At 63.7% G+C, this 18430-nt stretch carries 17 protein-coding genes and 1 pseudogene; 17 read left to right on the plus strand and 1 reads right to left on the minus strand.

Annotated features, from left to right (window positions below):
* The first annotated feature begins 2 nt into the window (after nucleotides 1–2).
* The 16 genes and pseudogenes from EGM87_RS23505 to EGM87_RS23580 all read left to right on the plus strand — a co-directional run bounded on the left by EGM87_RS23505 (nucleotide 3) and on the right by EGM87_RS23580 (nucleotide 14363).
* Entirely contained in the window at nucleotides 3–443 is a 441-nt protein-coding gene (locus tag EGM87_RS23505) for a four-helix bundle copper-binding protein (protein ID WP_015449267.1), read from the plus strand.
* Between the two features lie 332 nt (nucleotides 444–775).
* On the plus strand, nucleotides 776–1999 hold the full coding sequence (locus EGM87_RS23510) for a glycoside hydrolase family 130 protein (protein WP_016743863.1): 1224 nt from the start codon (nucleotides 776–778) through the stop codon (nucleotides 1997–1999).
* A gap of 228 nt (nucleotides 2000–2227) precedes the next feature.
* Complete coding sequence (locus EGM87_RS23515; protein ID WP_007406388.1) at nucleotides 2228–2518, plus strand: hypothetical protein; 291 nt, start codon at nucleotides 2228–2230, stop codon at nucleotides 2516–2518.
* A 318-nt stretch (nucleotides 2519–2836) separates the two neighbouring features.
* Nucleotides 2837–3238, plus strand: a complete 402-nt coding sequence (locus tag EGM87_RS23520; protein WP_015449265.1) for a hypothetical protein — start codon at nucleotides 2837–2839, stop codon at nucleotides 3236–3238.
* A 148-nt stretch (nucleotides 3239–3386) separates the two neighbouring features.
* A complete protein-coding gene (locus EGM87_RS23525; protein ID WP_025549143.1) occupies nucleotides 3387–3716 on the plus strand; it encodes a hypothetical protein in 330 nt (109 codons plus the stop codon).
* A 253-nt stretch (nucleotides 3717–3969) separates the two neighbouring features.
* Nucleotides 3970–5490 carry an aldehyde dehydrogenase family protein gene (locus EGM87_RS23530; protein ID WP_025549141.1) on the plus strand — a complete coding sequence of 507 codons (1521 nt, stop codon included), beginning with the start codon at nucleotides 3970–3972 and terminating at the stop codon, nucleotides 5488–5490.
* Between the two features lie 26 nt (nucleotides 5491–5516).
* Nucleotides 5517–6542 carry an alcohol dehydrogenase AdhP gene (gene adhP, locus EGM87_RS23535; protein ID WP_007683342.1) on the plus strand — a complete coding sequence of 342 codons (1026 nt, stop codon included), beginning with the start codon at nucleotides 5517–5519 and terminating at the stop codon, nucleotides 6540–6542.
* Nucleotides 6543–6567: 25 nt separating this feature from the next.
* Nucleotides 6568–8274 carry a copper resistance system multicopper oxidase gene (locus EGM87_RS23540; protein WP_062343367.1) on the plus strand — a complete coding sequence of 569 codons (1707 nt, stop codon included), beginning with the start codon at nucleotides 6568–6570 and terminating at the stop codon, nucleotides 8272–8274.
* The gene (locus EGM87_RS23545; protein ID WP_004212678.1) at nucleotides 8271–9257 is read left to right on the plus strand and encodes a copper resistance protein B; all 987 of its coding nucleotides are present in this window, start codon (nucleotides 8271–8273) and stop codon (nucleotides 9255–9257) included. The genes EGM87_RS23540 and EGM87_RS23545 overlap by 4 nt, the downstream gene beginning before the upstream one ends.
* Nucleotides 9251–10492: an MFS transporter gene (locus EGM87_RS23550; protein WP_007683345.1), complete on the plus strand. Its 1242-nt coding sequence runs from the start codon at nucleotides 9251–9253 to the stop codon at nucleotides 10490–10492. Before EGM87_RS23545 ends, EGM87_RS23550 begins: the two co-directional genes overlap by 7 nt.
* Nucleotides 10493–10571: 79 nt before the next feature.
* Nucleotides 10572–11009, plus strand: coding sequence for a DUF411 domain-containing protein (locus tag EGM87_RS23555; protein WP_007683347.1), 438 nt, complete (start codon nucleotides 10572–10574; stop codon nucleotides 11007–11009).
* 383 nt (nucleotides 11010–11392) lie between these two features.
* The gene (locus EGM87_RS23560) at nucleotides 11393–11656 is read left to right on the plus strand and encodes a type II toxin-antitoxin system RelB/DinJ family antitoxin (protein ID WP_004212689.1); all 264 of its coding nucleotides are present in this window, start codon (nucleotides 11393–11395) and stop codon (nucleotides 11654–11656) included.
* Complete coding sequence (locus tag EGM87_RS23565) at nucleotides 11643–11924, plus strand: type II toxin-antitoxin system YafQ family toxin (protein ID WP_004212690.1); 282 nt, start codon at nucleotides 11643–11645, stop codon at nucleotides 11922–11924. Before EGM87_RS23560 ends, EGM87_RS23565 begins: the two co-directional genes overlap by 14 nt.
* Before the next feature lie 401 nt (nucleotides 11925–12325).
* Nucleotides 12326–13018: pseudogene (locus tag EGM87_RS23570) on the plus strand (Mu transposase domain-containing protein); the annotation flags it as partial.
* Complete coding sequence (istB, locus tag EGM87_RS23575) at nucleotides 13005–13733, plus strand: IS21-like element helper ATPase IstB (protein ID WP_025549137.1); 729 nt, start codon at nucleotides 13005–13007, stop codon at nucleotides 13731–13733. The pseudogene EGM87_RS23570 and the gene istB, both read left to right, overlap by 14 nt.
* A 201-nt stretch (nucleotides 13734–13934) precedes the next feature.
* The gene (locus tag EGM87_RS23580) at nucleotides 13935–14363 is read left to right on the plus strand and encodes a TonB-dependent receptor domain-containing protein (protein ID WP_021245211.1); all 429 of its coding nucleotides are present in this window, start codon (nucleotides 13935–13937) and stop codon (nucleotides 14361–14363) included.
* 129 nt (nucleotides 14364–14492) lie between these two features.
* Here EGM87_RS23580 and EGM87_RS23585 read toward each other — a convergent pair whose 3' ends face one another.
* The gene (locus tag EGM87_RS23585; protein WP_137710514.1) at nucleotides 14493–17450 is read right to left on the minus strand and encodes a Tn3 family transposase; all 2958 of its coding nucleotides are present in this window, start codon (nucleotides 17448–17450) and stop codon (nucleotides 14493–14495) included.
* A gap of 139 nt (nucleotides 17451–17589) precedes the next feature.
* Here EGM87_RS23585 and EGM87_RS23590 point away from each other — a divergent pair, with 139 nt between their 5' ends.
* Nucleotides 17590–18183, plus strand: coding sequence for a recombinase family protein (locus tag EGM87_RS23590; RefSeq protein ID WP_137710513.1), 594 nt, complete (start codon nucleotides 17590–17592; stop codon nucleotides 18181–18183).
* The last annotated feature ends 247 nt before the right edge of the window (nucleotides 18184–18430 follow it).

Raw genomic sequence — 18430 nt, forward strand, 5'->3', positions numbered from 1 at the left:
GCATGATGATCGAGAGACGCGAATTGCTGATGGCCGGCGCCGGCCTTGCCGCCGCCGGAACGCTGGCTGTGCCGGCGGCGGCGCAGCAGCATCGAATGGAAGGGATGGCGATGTCGATGACGGACTGCATCGACGATTGCGTGGCTTCGCACCGCATGTGCCTGGAAACCGCCGCTTGGCTGACGAAGCAAGGCGGCGCGTCAGCTACGGCGTCGCTGATCGCCATGCTGAACGACTGTGCGGAACTGTGCCAGGCGACTGCCAACTCGATGCTGCGGGAATCTGCCCTGCACCGCATCGTCTGCCGCGCCTGCGCCGACGCTTGCGAGCGCTGCGCCGAGGAATGCGGACGCCATAGCGCGGACCAGCGGATCGCGCGTTGCTCGGCCACCTGCAAGAAATGCGCGGCGAGCTGCCGAACGATGGCGGACATGTCGAGCTGAGCGGCGCGCTTCGCACGTGCCCCACATAGTCACGTTCAGGCCAGAGCCCCCGGTCACAGCTTGTGTGTCCGACAACTACGCCAGGACAGCGATCATGGCACGTGGCACAAAGTCCGAGTATCCGGCAACGGCGGAAATCATCGCACCCGCCATCGCCGGAGCCTTCCGTGCCGCCACCCGATAGTCGGGTAATGCCGAGCACCATCTTTACGATTGCGTGAACGCTCCACGGTCGATCTGTATTGGAGAAGTCAGTGTCAACCGCCGAATTTGTCAACCGGCTACCCGAATTGCTCCGCCCCAATCCAGCAAGGGTAGTGATCAGACCCTATATGCCGTCGACGGAAACCTATAAATATGCGGTACCGGATCAGCCACGTGCGCAGCGCATCGCCGACCGCGTCCTGGCGCTCGACCCAGCATCGCTCCACGATGAGTTGCAACGCATTCTTGATGATTTCTCGGGAAGGCATCGTGAGGTTCCGTCCCTGTTTTTGCGGCGGTTCCACGAGGTTGATGGCATCATCGTCTGTGATTGCGAGGTCACCCATGAACAGGCGCTCTTGATCGGTGCCCATTTTTGCAACGAATATTCCTATGAGGCAGCAGCGCTTTTCAATCCGAGCATCGTCCTGCATCCTGATCAGTCTGCTGTACCTGAAAACTCTCTCCGATTCATTCTTTCCCTGCGAGGCGTGGGCGAGGGGCATATCTCCTCCGTCACCTTTCGCACCGGGTTTTGCGCCGCGGACGGAACCATAGCAATCAATCCTCCGAGCCCCATGCCGCTCGTGCTGGAGACTGAAAACATCTCCGGCGAGGACGGGCCGGACGCGGGCATTCGGATCAAGTGCGATGGCAGCCACGATCTCTCGGAGATCGTGATCTTTCCGACAACCCCCAGCCAGCGTGGTGGCATCGAAGACCTTCGCTTGGTCCGCTTCCTGGACGACGATGGCCGAGCCACCTATTTCGGTACATATACGGCATTTAGCGGCCAGTCCGTCCGGCAGGAGTTGTTGTCCACGCCGGACTTCCGGACATTCGAACTCAGACCGCTGCGTGGGGATGCCACCGGTAGCAAGGGCATGGCGCTTTTCCCCCGACGCATTGCCGGGCACTTTGCCATGCTTGGGCGCGAGGATAACGAAAATATCTGGTTCCTGACGTCCGCGGACATTCACGACTGGAGTGGCGGAGCGAAAGCCATCGAACCTCGCTGGCCTTGGGAGTTTGTCCAGATCGGTAATTGCGGATCGCCGATCGAGATCGACGAAGGCTGGCTGGTCGTAACTCATGGAGTCGGCGCCGTTCGGAACTATTGCATCGGGGCGTGCCTGCTGGACCGTGACGATCCCTCGAAGCTGCTGGCGCGGACGAAGCTACCGCTTTTGCGGTCGGACATGGATGAGCGCGAAGGTTATGTGCCAAACGTAGCCTACAGCTGCGGCGCGATGGTACATAATCGGGTGCTGGTACTGCCTTATGCCATTGCTGACAGCTTCACCACTTTTGCCACTATTCCTCTCGAGCGTCTGCTGGCCGCCATGGATTAGTCACTGTTGCCGACCTGTCCTGCTCTCGAGTCCGAACCATAGTTACACATCGGCACAACAACGATGCCAGTGCGATAATTTATGGCCATCTCAGAGACGGACTTCGCACATTACGTATACAGCAAGGCGGAAGGTGACACCATTTCACGGGCAAGCTCCGGAAGGGGCGACAATCGACCGGGCATATGCTCGATCGAACGGGAAACCCAGACTTGAAGGAATGGATACTTGCGCAAGAAGACGGCAATGATCGCTTCGCTCGCAGCTCTCGGCTTCCTCGCCGTCAGTGCCGGACCGGTGCTGGCGGACGGGATGCCGCCGGGCATGCCCGATCTTGAGGAGACCCTCAAGGCCAGGCCGGCGCCTGCCCAGCCCGATCCTGCCCACATGCAGGGCATGGCTCACGGTAAGGAGCAGATGCACGGCCAGATGATGCAGGGCCATCGAATGGCGATGCGGGATTCGCAGGACCAGGACGGCGCCTCCGGCATGTCACACAGGTCGGACGGTGGTTGCTGACCCTGCCATCATTCCATCAGACGACAAGGTTGACGGACAAGATCATGGCCGCTTTCAACCGAAGCCTTGGTCCGCCGTTCCCACGGCGGGCCAATCGCTTTTCTGGCCGGTCTCAGGACGAGAAAACCAGGCCGGGTCACATTTTTGATCGATCCCGGATCATCATTTTACGCGCCTGCTCCAGCAGGCACACGGCCGATCGGATTTCGATTCGTAACTTACGTATACAGACAGCGTCTCGCTAGCAGCATTGAAGCTTCGGAATTGCCGGGATCGGAACGTCGATCGGGCAACAGGAAGAACACTCGGAGACCCTCAATGCGACAGACGACATTTCTCGCGGCGCCCGTCAGCCTCTTCGCGACGCTAACCTTCGCCGCCGGCACCGCTCTCGCCCAGTCGACGCCCGCGCCCGCGCAGGCTGCGCCGGCCCATGCCCACCAGCAGGGCATGGATCATGGCGGGCAGCAGATGCACGATCAGATGATGAAGGATCATCAGGCCGGCGCGCAGAAGCAGCAGGGGCAACCGGCCCAGCAGGATCAACAGGGCATGTCGGGGATGGCCGGCATGTCCGGCGGCTCGCCTGCATCGAACGGCTCGGGCATGGCCGGTAAGGCGAAGAGTGGCTGCTGCAAGATGCCGATGAAGAAGGCCAAGCCGGCGGCGAAGAAGAAGACCGCCAAGCCCATGGCCGACAAGCCGATGAGCGACATGTGAAGTTTCCAGCCCCGATAAAACACCCCCCGGGGCTGAGGGCCCGCCGCCGCCCCCGCGGCGGGCCAGTTCTTTGACGATGCCCAGCGTCGCCCGTGCTCCCGGCCTTCAAAACCGGGTCCGAGCGTCTGACGTGACAGAGGAAACAGCGATGCGAAATCATCTTGGCGTCGGTGCTGCTATTGGCTTTCTGCTCTTTGGCAGCACGCCGCTCCTCGCACAGGGTATCGGCCATAGCTTGTTCATGCGCGGCAAGATCGTCCGTATGGATGCGGGCGGCACAGTGGCCTGCCTGGGCAAGGCCGATGGCGCGCACATCGGGCAGATACTCGAAGTCTATCACGCAACGCCGCGCCACCGCCGCCTTGTCGGTCATGTCGAAGTCGACCAGATTTTCGACGACCATTACGCTCATTTCCGCGTGAGGGACGGGACGTTTCAGAAAGGCGATTGGGTGAGCCTAAAGCGCGCCCGGGCGTAACGCCAGAATTGGAATGCCAAGCGCCGCCCTCGCCAAAAGAAGACTCGGCCGAGTAACGCCTGTCTCGGCATAATTCCGATCAGGCGTGCGCGAATAGGTTCAGGAGTCGATGAATATTCATCGGCTCCGTTGGCGTGTCCGACCCTTAAAGCCCGCGACACCGATACCAGACTACCTTCTGCGGAACTTACTTATAGGCCGCCCGGGCAAAGAGACTACTCCGTCAGGCCATCGATAGAGATGGAGTCAGGTTATGTTCGAGAAGGCGATCGGGACCATTAACGCGGCGGCCTCCTTCCGACACCGCTATGATAATTTCATCGGAGGCCGCTGGAGCGCTCCTGCGAGCGGCGAGTATTTCGCCGACAAGAGCCCGATCAATGGCGCCCAGATCGCCGAGTTCGCGCTGTCGACGCCGGAAGATGTCGAGCGCGCGCTCGATGCGGCGCACGCCGCCAAGGATCAATGGGCAAGGATCGCGCCCGCCGAGCGCGCCAGGATTCTCAATCGCGTCGCCGACCGGCTCGAGGATAATCTGGAGCTGCTGGCGCTTGCCGAGACGATCGACAATGGCAAGCCGATCCGCGAGACCCGCGCTGCCGACGTGCCGCTTGCAATCGACCATTTCCGCTACTTCGCCGGCTGCATCCGGGCGGAGGAAGGCGGCATCTCGACGATCGATGCCGACACCATCGCCTATCATTTCCGCGAGCCGCTCGGCGTCGTCGGCCAGATCATCCCGTGGAACTTCCCGCTGCTGATGGCGGCGTGGAAGATCGCCCCGGCGCTGGCGGCGGGCAACTGCACCGTCATCAAGCCCGCATCCCAGACGCCGCTCACCTTGCTGATGTTCGCCGAGCTCACCGCCGACATCCTGCCGCCCGGCGTGCTCAATGTCGTCACCGGCCCGGGACGGACCGTCGGCCAGGCGATCGCCGCCAATCCGCGCATCGCCAAGGTCTCGTTCACCGGCGAGACCGTCACCGGCAAGCAGATCATGCACGCCGCGGCGGACCATCTGATCCCCCAGACGATGGAGCTTGGCGGCAAGTCGCCCAACATCTTCATGGCGGACGTGCTCGACGAGGACGATGCCTTCTTCGACAAGGCGCTCGAAGGCTTTACTTTGTTCGCCTTCAACAAGGGCGAGGTCTGTACCTGCCCGTCGCGCGCCCTGATCCATGAGTCGATCTTCGACCGCTTCATCGAGCGCGCCGTGGCGCGCGTCGCCGCGATCCGCCAGGGCGATCCGCTCGACCCGTCGGTCCAGGTCGGCGCGCAGGCGTCGGAGGACCAGCTCCACAAGATCCTGGGCTATATCGATATCGGCAAGGCCGAGGGCGCGCAGTGTCTGGTCGGTGGCGCCAGGGCGCTGCCGGGCGGTGCGCTCGACCAGGGCTATTTCGTACAGCCGACCGTGTTCGTGGGTCAGAACCACATGCGCATCTTCCAGGAGGAGATCTTCGGTCCCGTCCTGGCGGTCACCACCTTCAAGACGGTCGAGGAGGCGATCGCACTTGCCAACGACACCGCCTACGGTCTTGGCGCGGGCGTCTGGACCCGGAGCGGCAACACCGCCTACCGGCTCGGCCGCGCGATCGAGGCCGGGCGGGTCTGGACCAACTGCTATCACCAGTACCCCGCCCATGCCGCCTTCGGCGGATACAAGGCGTCGGGCTTCGGGCGTGAAAATCACCGGATGATGCTCGACCATTATCAGCAGACCAAGAACCTGCTCGTCTCCTATGACGAGCACGCGCTCGGCCTGTTCTGACCCCTCGCTCAAAAGGAGAAACGGACATGGCGAAAACCATGAAGGCGGCGGTCGTCCGCGAATTCGGCAAGCCCCTGGTCATCGAGGACGCGCCGATCCCGACGGTCGGCCCCGGGCAGATCCTGGTCAAGATTGCGGCAACCGGCGTGTGCCATACCGACCTGCACGCGGCAGAAGGGGACTGGCCGGTCAAACCCAACCCGCCCTTCATTCCTGGCCATGAAGGCGTCGGGCATGTCGCCGCCGTCGGTGCGGGCGTCACCCATGTGAAGGAAGGCGACCGGGTCGGTGTGCCCTGGCTCTACACCGCCTGCGGGCATTGCGTGCATTGCCTGGGTGGCTGGGAGACGCTTTGCCACGAACAGCAGAACACCGGCTATTCGGTCAATGGCAGCTTTGCCGAATATGTCCTCGCCGATCCCAACTATGTTGGTCACCTTCCCGACAATGTCGACTTCCTCGACATTGCGCCGATCCTCTGCGCGGGCGTCACCGTCTACAAGGGATTGAAGGCCACCGAGGCCCGACCCGGCGAGTGGGTGGTCGTCTCAGGGATCGGCGGGCTCGGCCACATGGCGGTGCAATATGCCCGTGCCATGGGTCTCAATGTGGCCGCGGTCGACATCGACGATAGCAAGCTCGACCTCGCTACACGCCTTGGCGCCACACTGACGGTCAACGCGCACAGCGAGGACCCTTCGGCAGCGCTCAAGAAGGCGATAGGCGGCGCGCACGGAGCGCTCGTCACCGCCGTTTCGCCCAAGGCGTTCCAGCAGGCGCTCGGCATGGTCCGGCGCGGCGGCACGGTCGCGCTCAATGGTCTGCCGCCGGGCGACTTCCCGCTGTCGATCTTCGACACCGTGCTGAACGGCATTACCGTGCGAGGCTCGATCGTCGGCACGCGGCTCGATCTGCTCGAGGCACTGGCGTTCGCCGGCGACGGCAAGGTCAAGGCCACGGTCCATGCAGACAAGCTGGAGAACATCAACGACGTCTTCTCCCGCATGCACCATGGCGACATCGAGGGCCGGATCGTCCTCGACCTCGCCTGAACCCGACTTCGCGAAAGTACAGTTCATGTCTCCCTTACATATCCGGCCGATCGCACGGCGCCGTTTCGTCCAGGGGCTGGCGATCGGCGGCGCGGTTGCCGGCTTCGCCCCGGCGCTTCTCGCGCGATCCGCCCCAGTCTCGCCCGCCGAGCTTAGCGGGACCGAGTTCGACCTCGAGATCGCCGAGCTGCCAGTCAACTTCACCGGCAAACGCCGTATCGCGACCGCCGTGAACGGCAGCGTGCCCGCGCCGGTCCTGCGCCTGCGCGAAGGCGACACGGTCACGCTCCGTGTGCGCAACGGCCTCAAGGAGATGTCGAGCATCCATTGGCACGGCATCATCGTGCCGGCGGAGATGGACGGCGTGCCCGGCATCAGCTTTGCCGGCATCGCGCCGGGCGAGACCTTCACCTATCGCTTCGAGGTCCGCCAGAGCGGAACCTACTGGTATCACGCTCACACGCTCGCCGAGCAGACGGGACTCTATGGAGCGATCATCGTGGAGCCGAAACAGGCGCCGGCGGCGCGGGCGCCCGATCGCGACTATTGCATCGTGCTCAGCGACTGGTCGGACGAGCCGCCGCTGCAGATCTTCCTCAATCTCAAGAAGCAGAGCAGCTACTATAATTTTGCGCAGCCGACCGCCGGCGATTTCCTCAAGGATGTCGGCACCATGGGCTTGGGCAAGGCGCTCGAGCGGCGGCGGATGTGGAACAGCTCGCGGATGAACCCGACCGACTACAGCGATGTCTCTGCCGCGACCTACACCTATCTGATGAACGGCGCGCCGCCCGCCGGCAACTGGACCGGTATCGCCGCGCCCGGCGAGCGCGTGCGCCTGCGCTTCGTCGGCGCGGGGACGGCGACGTTCTTCGACGTGCGGATCCCCGGGGTCGAGCTGACGGTCGTATCGACCGACGGGCAGCCGGTCGAGCCGGTCACGGTCGAGGAATTCCGGATCGGCCCGGGCGAGACCTACGACGTCGAGTTCACCATGCCCGAGGGCGGCGCCCGCACCATCTTCGCGCAGGCGATCGATCGGAGCGGCTATGCGCGTGGCACGATCGCACCGGCCCCGGGCATGGCGGCAGCCGTGCCGCCGCTCGATGCCCGGACCTGGCTCGAGCCGGTCGACATGATGGGCGCGATGGCGACGATGGGCGCAATGGGAGGCGACGCGCATGCCGGGCACGGCATGACCGAGATGCCGGCCAGGGCACGGCACGCCCGCACCGAATATGGCGCCAATACCGACATGCGCGTCGACTATCCGCGCACCAATCTCGACGATCCCGGCGCCGGGCTGCGCGGGCGCGGCTGGCGCGTGCTGACGCTGGCCGATCTGCGCACGCCGGGCGGCGATCCCGACCCGCGCGAGCCCGAGCGCGACATCGAGCTGCATCTGACGGGCAATATGGAACGGTTCATCTGGTCGCTCGACGGCATCAAGCTCAACGATTCCAGGCCGCTTCATTTCAAGCCAAACGAGCGGCTGCGCGTCACCTTCGTCAACGACACGATGATGGCGCATCCGATGCATCTGCACGGCATGTGGAGCGATGTCGAAGGCCCGGACGGCGCCTTCCAGGTCCGCAAGCATACGGTCGTGGTCCAGCCCGCCCAGCGGGTGAGCTTCCGCGTCACCGCCGACGCCATGGGCCGATGGGCCTTCCACTGCCATCTGCTCTATCACATGGCGGCCGGCATGTTCCGGGAGGTGGTGGTCGCATGATCCGGATTTTCCCCTCGCGCGGCATCGCTCTTGGCGCTGCCCTCTTCCTGGCGCCGGCGATCACGGCTCCCGCCCTCGCGCAGGATGCCTCGCCCCCGTCGCCCGCCGCCACCCCTGCCCAAACGGCCACTCCCGCTCAGCACACCCCTTCCGCGCAAGGCTCTCAGGACCATGCGGGCATGGACATGCCGGGCATGGATATGACCGACACGAAGGCGTCCGGTAACGGCGCCACGATGGACATGGGCTCGATGCAGGGTGGCAAGGCCCCGCCGGACGCGCGCAACTCGGACGATTATGCCGACGGCTATCGCAACTCGACGCTGCCGGGCTATGAGATGGCCGACAAGCTCTCGATCCCCAAGATACTTGTCGATGAGCTCGAATTCGCCAGCGGCAACGAGGGTCAGGGCGTGGGTTGGACCGTGCTCGTCACCAAGGGTCAGGACAATGACAAGCTCTGGCTGCGCAGCCAGGGCCTCAAGAACTCCCGCGACCAACGTCTCGATCCGGAGAGCAGCGTCGAGGCGCTGTGGTGGCACAGCAAGAACCCGTTCTGGGGCACGCTGCTCGGGGTCAGGCAGGATCTCGGCAAGGGCGCGACGACATGGCTGGCCGCCGGCGTCGAGGGACTGGCGCCTTATTGGTTCGACGTCCAGCTCACCGGCTATGTAGGGACCGATGGGCGTCTCGCGGCGCGCGCCAAGGCCTCCTATGAGGTCCTGTTCACCAATCGGTTGATCCTTACGCCGCAGGTGGAAACCAATATCTATTCGAAGCGGTCGAGCGATCGGCAGCTCGGCAGCGGCTTCAGCAATGTCGAGCTGAGCGGACGGTTGCGCTACGAGGTGTCGCGCAAGTTCGCGCCCTATATCGGCTTCGTCTGGGAGCGCGCATTTGACGGCACGGCCGATTTCCGTCGCCTGCGCAGGGAAGGGCCTTCCGAACACAGGCTGGTGATCGGCTTGCGCGCCTGGTGGTGATCCGCGGATGGCCACTCGAGGGATCGACCGCGAACGCGCCGCGTGACAAGGCTGGATCGCAAGCCAACGGTCGCTGGCCGGCCTCCTTTTTCGTCTTGTTACTCGCGGCGGCTGCGGCGTCGGCGGGACAGACGGCCATTCTCGCCTTCCTTCCGGCACTGGTCGACCCGGCTCGTGGCGCGCTATCGTCAAGCGCTCATGATTTTCACGTCGCGAGCCTGACCGCGGTCCATCCCCTGGCAGCCTTGCTGGCGGCGCCGCTCTGGGGCTGGATCGCGGACCGGGTCGACTATCGGGCGATGTTGCGCGCAGCGCTGGTCATCCTCGCGCTGGTGACCGCGCCGATCGGCCTCGTCGGGTTGCCTGAGCTTTATGCATTGCGTCTGGTGGCGGGGATGGCGTCGGCCGCCATCATACCGTTGGGCTTGCTCTGCGCGAGCTTTGCCGCAAGCGGGCGCGCGGACCAGGCGCGCCGCTTCACCTGGCTGACCGCCTTCGTGTTTCTGGGCGATCTCGCCGGTCCGCTGGTGGCGGAGGTCTCGGCCGCGATCCTGCCCCGCGCTCCCCTCATGATCCTCGCTCTCGGCATCGGTGCCGTCGGGGCGGCGCTTTGCGCCGTGCGTCTGCCGCGCTGGTGTGCACCTTGCATCGATGGCGGAGACCTGCCCGCGCCTACGCTCGGCGCGACGTTGATCCTGCTTTTTATCACGATCGTCGCGGGCGGCGGGCTGGCGGCGATGCATGTCAATCTCCTGGTGACGCGGAGCGCCATTTCGCTGAGCCGCGAAGAGATCGCCTGGATGCTCAGTCTCTGCGGATTGGGCATGCTGGCGGCACAGATCTTCCATGCAAAGCTGGATTGGCTGGTCACTGTGCCGAGGCGGCTTGCCGGATTGACGCTGGGCCTGCTGGCTGTGGCACTTTTCATGTTTCCTGTCGCCGCGAGTATGGCCGAGCTCAGTGGGATCATCGTTGCTGCCGGCTGGAGCTCGGCAACCCTTCGATTGGTCACCAGCTTCTGGATCAGCGGCGGCGGGGCCCCTTCAGGCGTGAAGCTCGGTTTCCAGCATTCCGCCGCCAGCATCGGGCAGGCGCTCGCGCCGCTGGCGATAGCCATCGTCGCTCCCGGGGCGCAGCCGCTCGTTCTGTGGGGGATTGGTGGTCTATCGCTAGCGCTGCTTGTGTCCCTGCCGCTAGCCTGGAGGCCGCCCGCCATCGTAAAATCATCTGCGTGATGAGGGGAGGGGCGCATTGATGCGTATAGAAAAGAAGGGGCCTCTGCCCCATGCTTATCGTTCTTCCGGGAGTCATTTCATGAAGACCCGCCTATTCGTCGCCTTGCTGTTCCTCGCCATGCCCGGCGTAGCGCTTGCGGCCAGTGATATCGTCGTCCACCGGGATCCGGGATGTGGATGTTGCGAGAAGTGGGCGCAGGCCGTGCGCGCGAAGCTGGGACGCAAGGTCGTCATGCGTGACGATGCGTCGCGCAGCGAGCTTCAGCGCAAGGCCGGCATGCCCCGGACGCTGGCATCTTGCCACAGCGCGATCGTCGATGGCTATATGATCGAGGGCCATGTCCCGATATCCGACGTCAAGCGCTTGCTGGCGACCCGTCCTGCGGGCGTCAAAGGCATTGCGGTTGCGGGGATGCCGATCGGTTCGGAGGGCATGGAAGTGGCAGGCGCTGCCCGCCAACCCTATACGGTGGTGGCCTTCGGCAGCGCCGGTCAGCGAATTTTCGCCCGCCATTGATATCGCGCGGTTTGCAGCATCCTGCAGAATTGCCCGGTGGTAGAGGACCCCGCTGTCGAGTGTAGAACCTTGTGTCAAGCGAGCTGATGGCGTCCCTACCCCTACCTACACTGAAAAAGCAACGATTTGTCTTGTAAGTTGTTCGCGGTCGTCTCCCTGATTTGCCTGAATTTGGCCCAAAATGTGGAACGATTGTGGGACCGTTTGCCCACCGAAAGTGTGAGAACGGCCCCAACATTCCCGATCAGGGCCCCGAACCGATGGCACTCACAGCATTGAAGGTGAAAAACGCGAAGCCCGGTCGCCATGTCGATAGCCGGGGCTTTGCCTGATTGCACTTTGCGTTCGCTTGCATTACATCGTCATGCAGAAAGGAAATCGACATGGCCGCAAACGCTCTTGTGCAGACCCGGATCGACGGAGCGGTGAAGGAGGAAGCCGCGACCGTGCTGGCTGCTATGGGGCTGACCGTCTCCGATGCCGTGCGCCTGATGCTGACCCGCGTTGCCCGCGACAAGGCCTTGCCGTTTGAACCGCTGGTGCCCAATGCCGAGACGATCGAGGCCATGAAGGAAGCGCGCGAGGGAAAGGGCAAGCGGTTCGCCACGGTGGTCGACCTGATGGCCGACCTCAATGCGGACGATTGAACGCTTCGGGCGGTTCAAGCGCGACTACAAGCGGGAGAAGAAGGGGCAGCACGCCAAGACGCTGGACGCTGACCTGATCCCGATCATCGAGGCGCTGGCATCCGACGAGCCGCTTGAACCGCGCCACCGCGACCATGCGCTGACCGGCGACTGGCGCGACCATCGCGATTGCCACATAAAGCCCGACCTCGTGCTGATTTACCGCAAGCCCGATGACGACACCTTGCAGCTTGTGCGCTTGGGATCGCACGCGGAATTGGGTTGGTGACGCCCGCGCATGGCGAGCTTATACGTTTGTCGGGTATGTCAGCCAGAGGCACGATTACGGGTTAGGTGTGATCAGCGAGCATCCGATGCCAACAAGCTTTTGCAGAAGACATCAATCGCAGAGATGCATTCGGCAGGCGCTGCTTGAAACAAAAATGAGGGCCATAAATCACTTTCACCCTCAAATTCTGACAAATTTGCCGTTAGTTCACGACTGGTGAGCGAGAAATGAGCCGATCGCGTTGGGCTTGAAGAGCCGACCGCTCGCTCCACCGTCGTGACCCCTACGTTGATGACCGGCGGATGCTGGCCCGGTAGACGATGCTGCCGAGAGCGACGACGACGCCCATGATGGCAAAAGATTCCATGCTCGAATGGCTCAAAAGCCAGATCGTGAGAAGGAAGGCGGAGTGCCGGCGCTGGGCCGAGCACCACACCCATCCCGAGCGCGGCGATATCACCGTGGCCTAGGCGCTGGAGATGGAGCGGCCTGTCCTGCAGCCGATCCTGGCGCCCTTCGATGGCTTCCATGAGAGCGAGCATGCCGTCACCGGCACCTGCCTCATCAGCTTCGACCGCAACCGCTTCGGTCATGTCCAGGGCGGCGCGGCGCACGGTGCAGGTGCGCGCCTATGCGGGCCGGATGGTCATCCGCTGCGGCGAAGAGATCGTCGGGGAACATGAGCGTCACTTCGGGCGGAACCGCACCATTTACGATCCCTGGCATTATCTGCCGGTTCTGGCCCACAAGCCCGGTGCCCTGCGCAACGGCGCGCCGTTCCAGGACTGGGAGTTGCCGCCATCCCTCCATCGCCTGCGACGCAGGCTGGGGCACGGGGATGAGGCGGATCGCAGGTTCGTGCGGGTGCTCTCGGCCGTGCTCACCGATGGCTGGAGCAGGTCGAGGCGGCGGTGCGCGAAGCGCTGGCGAGCGGAACGGTCAGCGACGACCTGATCCTCAACATCCTCTCCCGTCGCCGCGAGCCGGCGACGCCCCATAGCATCGTCACTTCGGAAGACCGGATGCTGAGTCACCCGCCGATCGCCGACTGTGCCAGCTATGACCGACTGCGAGGCTATGATGCAGCGGCATGAGATGATCGACACAATGCGCGGCCTGGGCCTCAAGGGCATGGTGGCCGCGTTCGACGAGGCCGTCACCACCGGCCTCCAGCGCCAGCGCACCACCATGGAGATCCTGACCGATCTGCTCCGCGCGGAAGCCACCCATCGCGACGCCGCCTCGATCCGATATCGCATGACGGCCGCGCGGCTGCCGGTGGTGAAGGACCTGGAGCGGTTCAGCTTCGAAGGGACGCCGATCAACGAGGGACTGATCCGCTCCCTGCATGATGGCTCCTTCCTACCGGCGCGTCGCAACATCGTGCTCGTCGGCGGCACGGGCACCGGCAAGACCCACCTCGCCATCGCGATTACCGCCAACGTCGTGCGCAAAGGGGCTCGGGCACGATACTTCAACACCGTCGATCTGGTGACACGCCTCGAAGAGGAGGCCCGGATCGGCAAGGGCGGGACCCTGGCGGGACAGCTCTCACGGCTCGACCTGGTGGTGCTCGATGAGTTGGGATATCTGCCGTTCGCGCGCTCTGGTGGCCAGCTCCTGTTCCACCTGATCAGCAAGCTCTACGAACGCACCAGCGTCGTTATCACGACCAACCTCGCCTTCGGCGAATGGCCTACCGTGTTCGGGGATCCCAAAATGACCACGGCTCTGCTCGACCGCGTCACTCATCACTGCGATATCGTCGAGACCGGCAACGACAGCTGGCGCTTCAAAAACCGCAGTTAGCCGCCACTCTCACCCCAGCTTCAAAACGAACTTGCGCTGTGTACGCCTCCGGCCGGGCTACGCCCGACCTCCGCCGCACACAGCGCAGGGCATCAACCCTCCGCTCAATCTCGAAAAGGGGGTCCCCCTTCAACGCCTATACGGGGTCCCGTTTGCGCGCCGTTTGACAAAGTGAATGGCAGACTGCCGATCACCCCGGCATTGCTGCTGACCGCGAATTATACCTACACCGATTCCGTCCGGAAGGGTGGCGGCGAGCCCGCTTTCGACGGCAGTTCGCTTGACGGAACGCCGCTCGACAAGACGCCCAGGCACATGGCCAACGTTCGCCTGGACTGGCAAGCGACCGAGCAGATCGCGGCCTATGTGCTCGGCTACTACTCGGGCAAGCAGACTTTCAGCGGGTTCCGCAACGGCGCGCTCAACACCCGCACCCGTGAAGGGAGCACGACCTTCGATGTCGGCATCAATTTCACGATCAATGAGAATTTCGCGCTGAGGGCGGCGGTGCTCAACGTCACCGACAAGATCGTGCCGGTCGATGACCGCGGCCGGTTTGATGGTCTCGACGGCAACTGGATGCTCGATGAAGGGCGCCGCTTTTGGGGCACGGCAACGATCAGCTTCTGATCGATCAGGCCGGCCTTCTGCCTTCGCGTTCGAATATTCGCTGAATGCAGAGAGTCGGCCCCTTTTCATCCAGGGGTGACTACACGGAAGTGACGTCTCTGCACGCTAAGGACGAACGGATAGCGAACGTCACGCGGCGAGCAGGGAGCTGACGGCGCGCAACGGCCGCAAGGCATCCGGGTCGGGCCGATCTTCGATATTCCAGCTATAGTCGCCAGTCAGCGAGATATGCTCCCAACCCAATGGCGCGACATGGCGCGCGATGTCGTCGGGCGTGCCGATGTCCGCCAGCGCGATTTCGAGATAGCGGGTGTTCCACAAGATGATGGCGGCCACGAGCAGGTTGAGGCCGGAGGCGCGATAGGTCTGGTTCTCGAACCGCCGATCGCGCAGTTCCCCGAGCTGGTTGAAGAAGAGCGCGCGCGCAAGCGCGTTGCGGGCCTCGCCCTTGTTGAGGCCCGCCTGGGTGCGCCGGCGCAGGTCGATGTCGCGCAGCCAGTCGAGCATGAAAATCGAGCGTTCGAGGCGGCCCAGTTCGCGTAGCGCGAGGGCCAGTCCGTTCTGTCGCGGATAGGCGGACAGGCGGCGCAGCATCGCCGAAGCAGTGACGGTGCCGGTGCGGATCGACGTGGCGAACCGCAGCAGTTCGTCCCAATGCGCCGCGACATGACCCAATGCGATCGGTTCGGCCGTCATGCCGGCGAGCAAGGGGCCGGATTCCTGGCCGGGCAGGAGGTGTAAACGACGCTCCTTGATGTCGCGCAGGCGCGGCGCGAAGCGGTAGCCGAAGAAGGGCATGAGGCCGAACACATGGTCCGATGCCCCGCCCGTATCGGTATAGTGCTCCTCGATCGTCAGGCCGGTCTGGTGATACAGCAAGCCATCCAGGACATAGGGCGCTTCGCCAGCGGTCGCCGCGATCACCCGGCTTGCGAAGGGGTCATATCGATCCGAGACATGGGTGTAGAAGGCGACGCCTGGTTCATTGCCGCTCCGCGCGTTGATGTCGCCGATCGCGGCCCCACGGCCCCCGGCATGAAATTGCTGACCGTCGCTCGACGAAGTGGTGCCGTCTCCCCACAGCGCGGCGAGCGGCATGGCGCGATGGGCGTCGATCAGCCTTCCCAGCGCTTCGCCATAGGCGGCCTCGCTGATGTGCCAGTCGTGAAGATGGGCGAGCTGACGCAGACTAGCGCCCCGGCAGGTTTCCGCCATGCGCGTGAGGCCGAGATTGATGCCATCGGCGAGGATGACGGTGAGCAGCGCATTGCGATCGTCGGCTTCCCGGCCAGAACGCCGGTGGATGAAGCATTCGCTGAACCCGGTCCAGGCATCGACCTCAAGCAGAAGATCGGTGATCTTCACGCGCGGCAGTCGATCATAGGCGGCGCGACGGGCAATCTCGGTAGCGGGTGGTGTTGCCGCCTTCAGCGGCGAGATGACGAGGCCGTTTTCGTCAAGCCTGACCTGAGGCAGTTCGCCCTGTCGGGCGAGGATCGTCACCTGTTCGATCGCCGTGTCGAGCCTGGTGCGCCTTTCCTCGATATGGCGCTCAAAGTCCGTTTCGATGGCAAGCGGCAGCGGCCCCTTCTCGCGAAGCGCCGCAAAGGTCGCCGGCGGGATGAGATAGCTGTCGAAATCGCGAAACTGGCGGCTTCCCGCGACCCATATATCCCCAGCTCGCAACCGCTCGCGTAGCTGCGACAAGGCGCATAGTTCATAGGCGGCGCGATCGACGATGCCATCCCGCAGGACGAACGGCCGCCATGCCGACGGCACGAAGCGCAGCGGCACGCGATCAGGCAAGCGCCGTTTGCCGGTCCGGTATAGCTCCGCGATGATGGCCAGCGCTGACAGGAGTCCCTGCACCGCACCGGCGCCGCGAAATTCAAAGGTGTTGAGAAAGGAGCCGGCAAAGAGCTTCACCGTGCGATGCCGCTCGATCAATTCAGCGGTGCGATCGACGGTTTCCGGTCGACCGAGCACTTCGGCCTGCTCGACGGCCACAGCGAAGCGCTGCCAGTCCAGCGCCTCGATCTGCGCCAGCGAATCCACGCCCTTGGTGCGTGCGTCGATGAGGAGGCGGCAAGACCCCGTGAGCGTCCGGAGATGGCCTTGCAGCTCGCGCACCGTCTTGAGGGCTTTGTCGCGGGTCCGGTTCTCGGCGCGGCGCGCCATGCTGCCCAACAGCTTGTCGAACATCGTCAGGGTGGCATCGGTCAGGCTTTCCTCAAGGCGGATGCCGGTTGCCGCCAGCGTCGCATGGCGTCGCAGCGCATTGAGTTCGCCAAGGTGCTGAGGTGTGATGCGGCTACCTTCGTCCGCCAGCCTGTCAAAAGTCAAAGCCGGGATCATGTCGGCACGGGCGCGATCGAGGCCCAGCGCGCGGATATAGGCGAGCCGTTCGATCAGGCGCAGGATGTTGCGCGCTGCCGGCGACTGTGGCGCATTGCGCAGCCAGGATAGCCATGTCGCGGCTTGCCCCGTCCGTCGCGCCAGCAAATCGTCCAGACCCTGTAGTGTGTCGGGCCGCAGGCCGTTCGTGAGCACTTCATAGGTGAGCTGTTCGGCCTGTTGACGCGCCCGCCGCAGCACCGCTTCTAGAATCGACGGAGAAGGCAGGAGGATCTGCCGGCGCCGGAGTTCATCGACGATGACGCCTGCCATCTGACCGGGATGGATGATGGTCTGTGCGATCGGGATCGAGAAGGCGACGACTTCGCGGAACGCGTTGCGGTCGAAAACCCTGAACCCGTGCGATCGTCGGATTTCAACGAGATGCTCGCGACGAGTCTGGTCCCGATAAGCATAGTCCGCAAAGGCTTCGGGCGCGACGCCGAGTTGGCGGGCCACATAGGCGAGCACAGGAGCGGGCGGGACTTCGCCCGCTTCCAGCGCACGGCCAGGCCATCTCATAGTGAGCAGGAGCATGGCGTAGCCTAGCCGGGTGGCATCGCCGCGACGACGGCCGACAATTTCCAGATCGTCGCTGGTCAACGTATAGTGCCGCGCAATCTCGCGCTCATCGAGCGGCGCGCCATAATGCCCCGCCCAGATTTCCGGGCTCACCAGTCGCCCTCTCGCCAAGCATTATCTCCTTCTTCGCCCTTGTCCGTCAGACGGTCCTCTGGCGGCCAACAGGAATATGTCCGTTAACTCTGGACCTGTAACGGCGATTCGGACAGGATCGCATAATGACGGGAAAACGGACAGGATCGGGTTGCATGTGGCGTTGATCGGCTATGCGCGCGTCTCGACCGCAGACCAGAAGCTCTCACTCCAACTCGATGCGCTGAACACCGCCGGGTGCGACCGGATATTCGACGATCACGCATCCGGGGCCAAAGCCGATCGGCCTGGCCTGGCCGAGGCGCTCGCCTATTTGCGCACCGGCGATACGCTGGTGGTCTGGAAACTCGATCGTCTTGGCCGCTCCATGAGCCACCTGATCGAGAAAGTCGGCGAACTGGCGACGCGCGGCATCGGGTTCCGCTCGCTCACCGAGAACATCGACACCACCACTTCGGGCGGGATGCTGGTGTTCAACATCTTCGGCTCGCTTGCCCAATTCGAGCGCGATCTGATCCGCGAGCGCACTCATGCCGGTCTCAAGGCTGCCCGCGAGCGAGGCAACAAGGGCGGCCGTCGTCCCGTCGTCACCCCGGACAAGCTGCGCAAGGCGCGGGCGCACATCGCAGCGGGGCTCACCGTCCGCGAAGCCGCCGCCCGCCTCAAGATCGGAAAAACCGCCCTCTACAAAGCCCTCGAAGTCACGGAGAAGGACGCAAAGCCAAAGCGTTCCCGCTCCGTTCGTCCTTAGCGTGCAGATACGTCACTTTCGTGTAGTCACCCCATCCATGGATCCCGATTCAAGAAACGTTTCTAAAGTCAGAATTCAGTGATCAGTGGATTCGATCTCCGTAAGGAGCGGGGTGGGAGCACATAACCCTGACCGGCGAAGAATATCGCTGGCCAAAATTCTTAGCGTAGGATTTGGTCCCCTCCTGGAAACGCACCATGATCGCCATGTGCGGCATCGAGCGCGTCAGTCGCATTTGCGCCCGATG

The sequence above is a fragment of the Sphingobium sp. RSMS genome (assembly GCF_005406185.4).
Taxonomy (GTDB): domain Bacteria; phylum Pseudomonadota; class Alphaproteobacteria; order Sphingomonadales; family Sphingomonadaceae; genus Sphingobium; species Sphingobium fuliginis.

Bases quoted from the DNA above. Each gene is read 5' to 3' on its own strand.
- EGM87_RS23505 (WP_015449267.1), top strand. From the start codon at position 3: ATGATGATCGAGAGACGCGAATTGCTGATGGCCGGCGCCGGCCTTGCC.
- EGM87_RS23510 (WP_016743863.1), top strand. From the start codon at position 776: ATGCCGTCGACGGAAACCTATAAATATGCGGTACCGGATCAGCCACGT.
- EGM87_RS23520 (WP_015449265.1), top strand. From the start codon at position 2,837: ATGCGACAGACGACATTTCTCGCGGCGCCCGTCAGCCTCTTCGCGACG.
- EGM87_RS23525 (WP_025549143.1), top strand. From the start codon at position 3,387: ATGCGAAATCATCTTGGCGTCGGTGCTGCTATTGGCTTTCTGCTCTTT.
- EGM87_RS23530 (WP_025549141.1), top strand. From the start codon at position 3,970: ATGTTCGAGAAGGCGATCGGGACCATTAACGCGGCGGCCTCCTTCCGA.
- adhP (WP_007683342.1), top strand. From the start codon at position 5,517: ATGGCGAAAACCATGAAGGCGGCGGTCGTCCGCGAATTCGGCAAGCCC.
- EGM87_RS23540 (WP_062343367.1), top strand. From the start codon at position 6,568: ATGTCTCCCTTACATATCCGGCCGATCGCACGGCGCCGTTTCGTCCAG.
- EGM87_RS23545 (WP_004212678.1), top strand. From the start codon at position 8,271: ATGATCCGGATTTTCCCCTCGCGCGGCATCGCTCTTGGCGCTGCCCTC.
- EGM87_RS23555 (WP_007683347.1), top strand. From the start codon at position 10,572: ATGAAGACCCGCCTATTCGTCGCCTTGCTGTTCCTCGCCATGCCCGGC.
- EGM87_RS23560 (WP_004212689.1), top strand. From the start codon at position 11,393: ATGGCCGCAAACGCTCTTGTGCAGACCCGGATCGACGGAGCGGTGAAG.
- EGM87_RS23565 (WP_004212690.1), top strand. From the start codon at position 11,643: ATGCGGACGATTGAACGCTTCGGGCGGTTCAAGCGCGACTACAAGCGG.
- istB (WP_025549137.1), top strand. From the start codon at position 13,005: ATGCAGCGGCATGAGATGATCGACACAATGCGCGGCCTGGGCCTCAAG.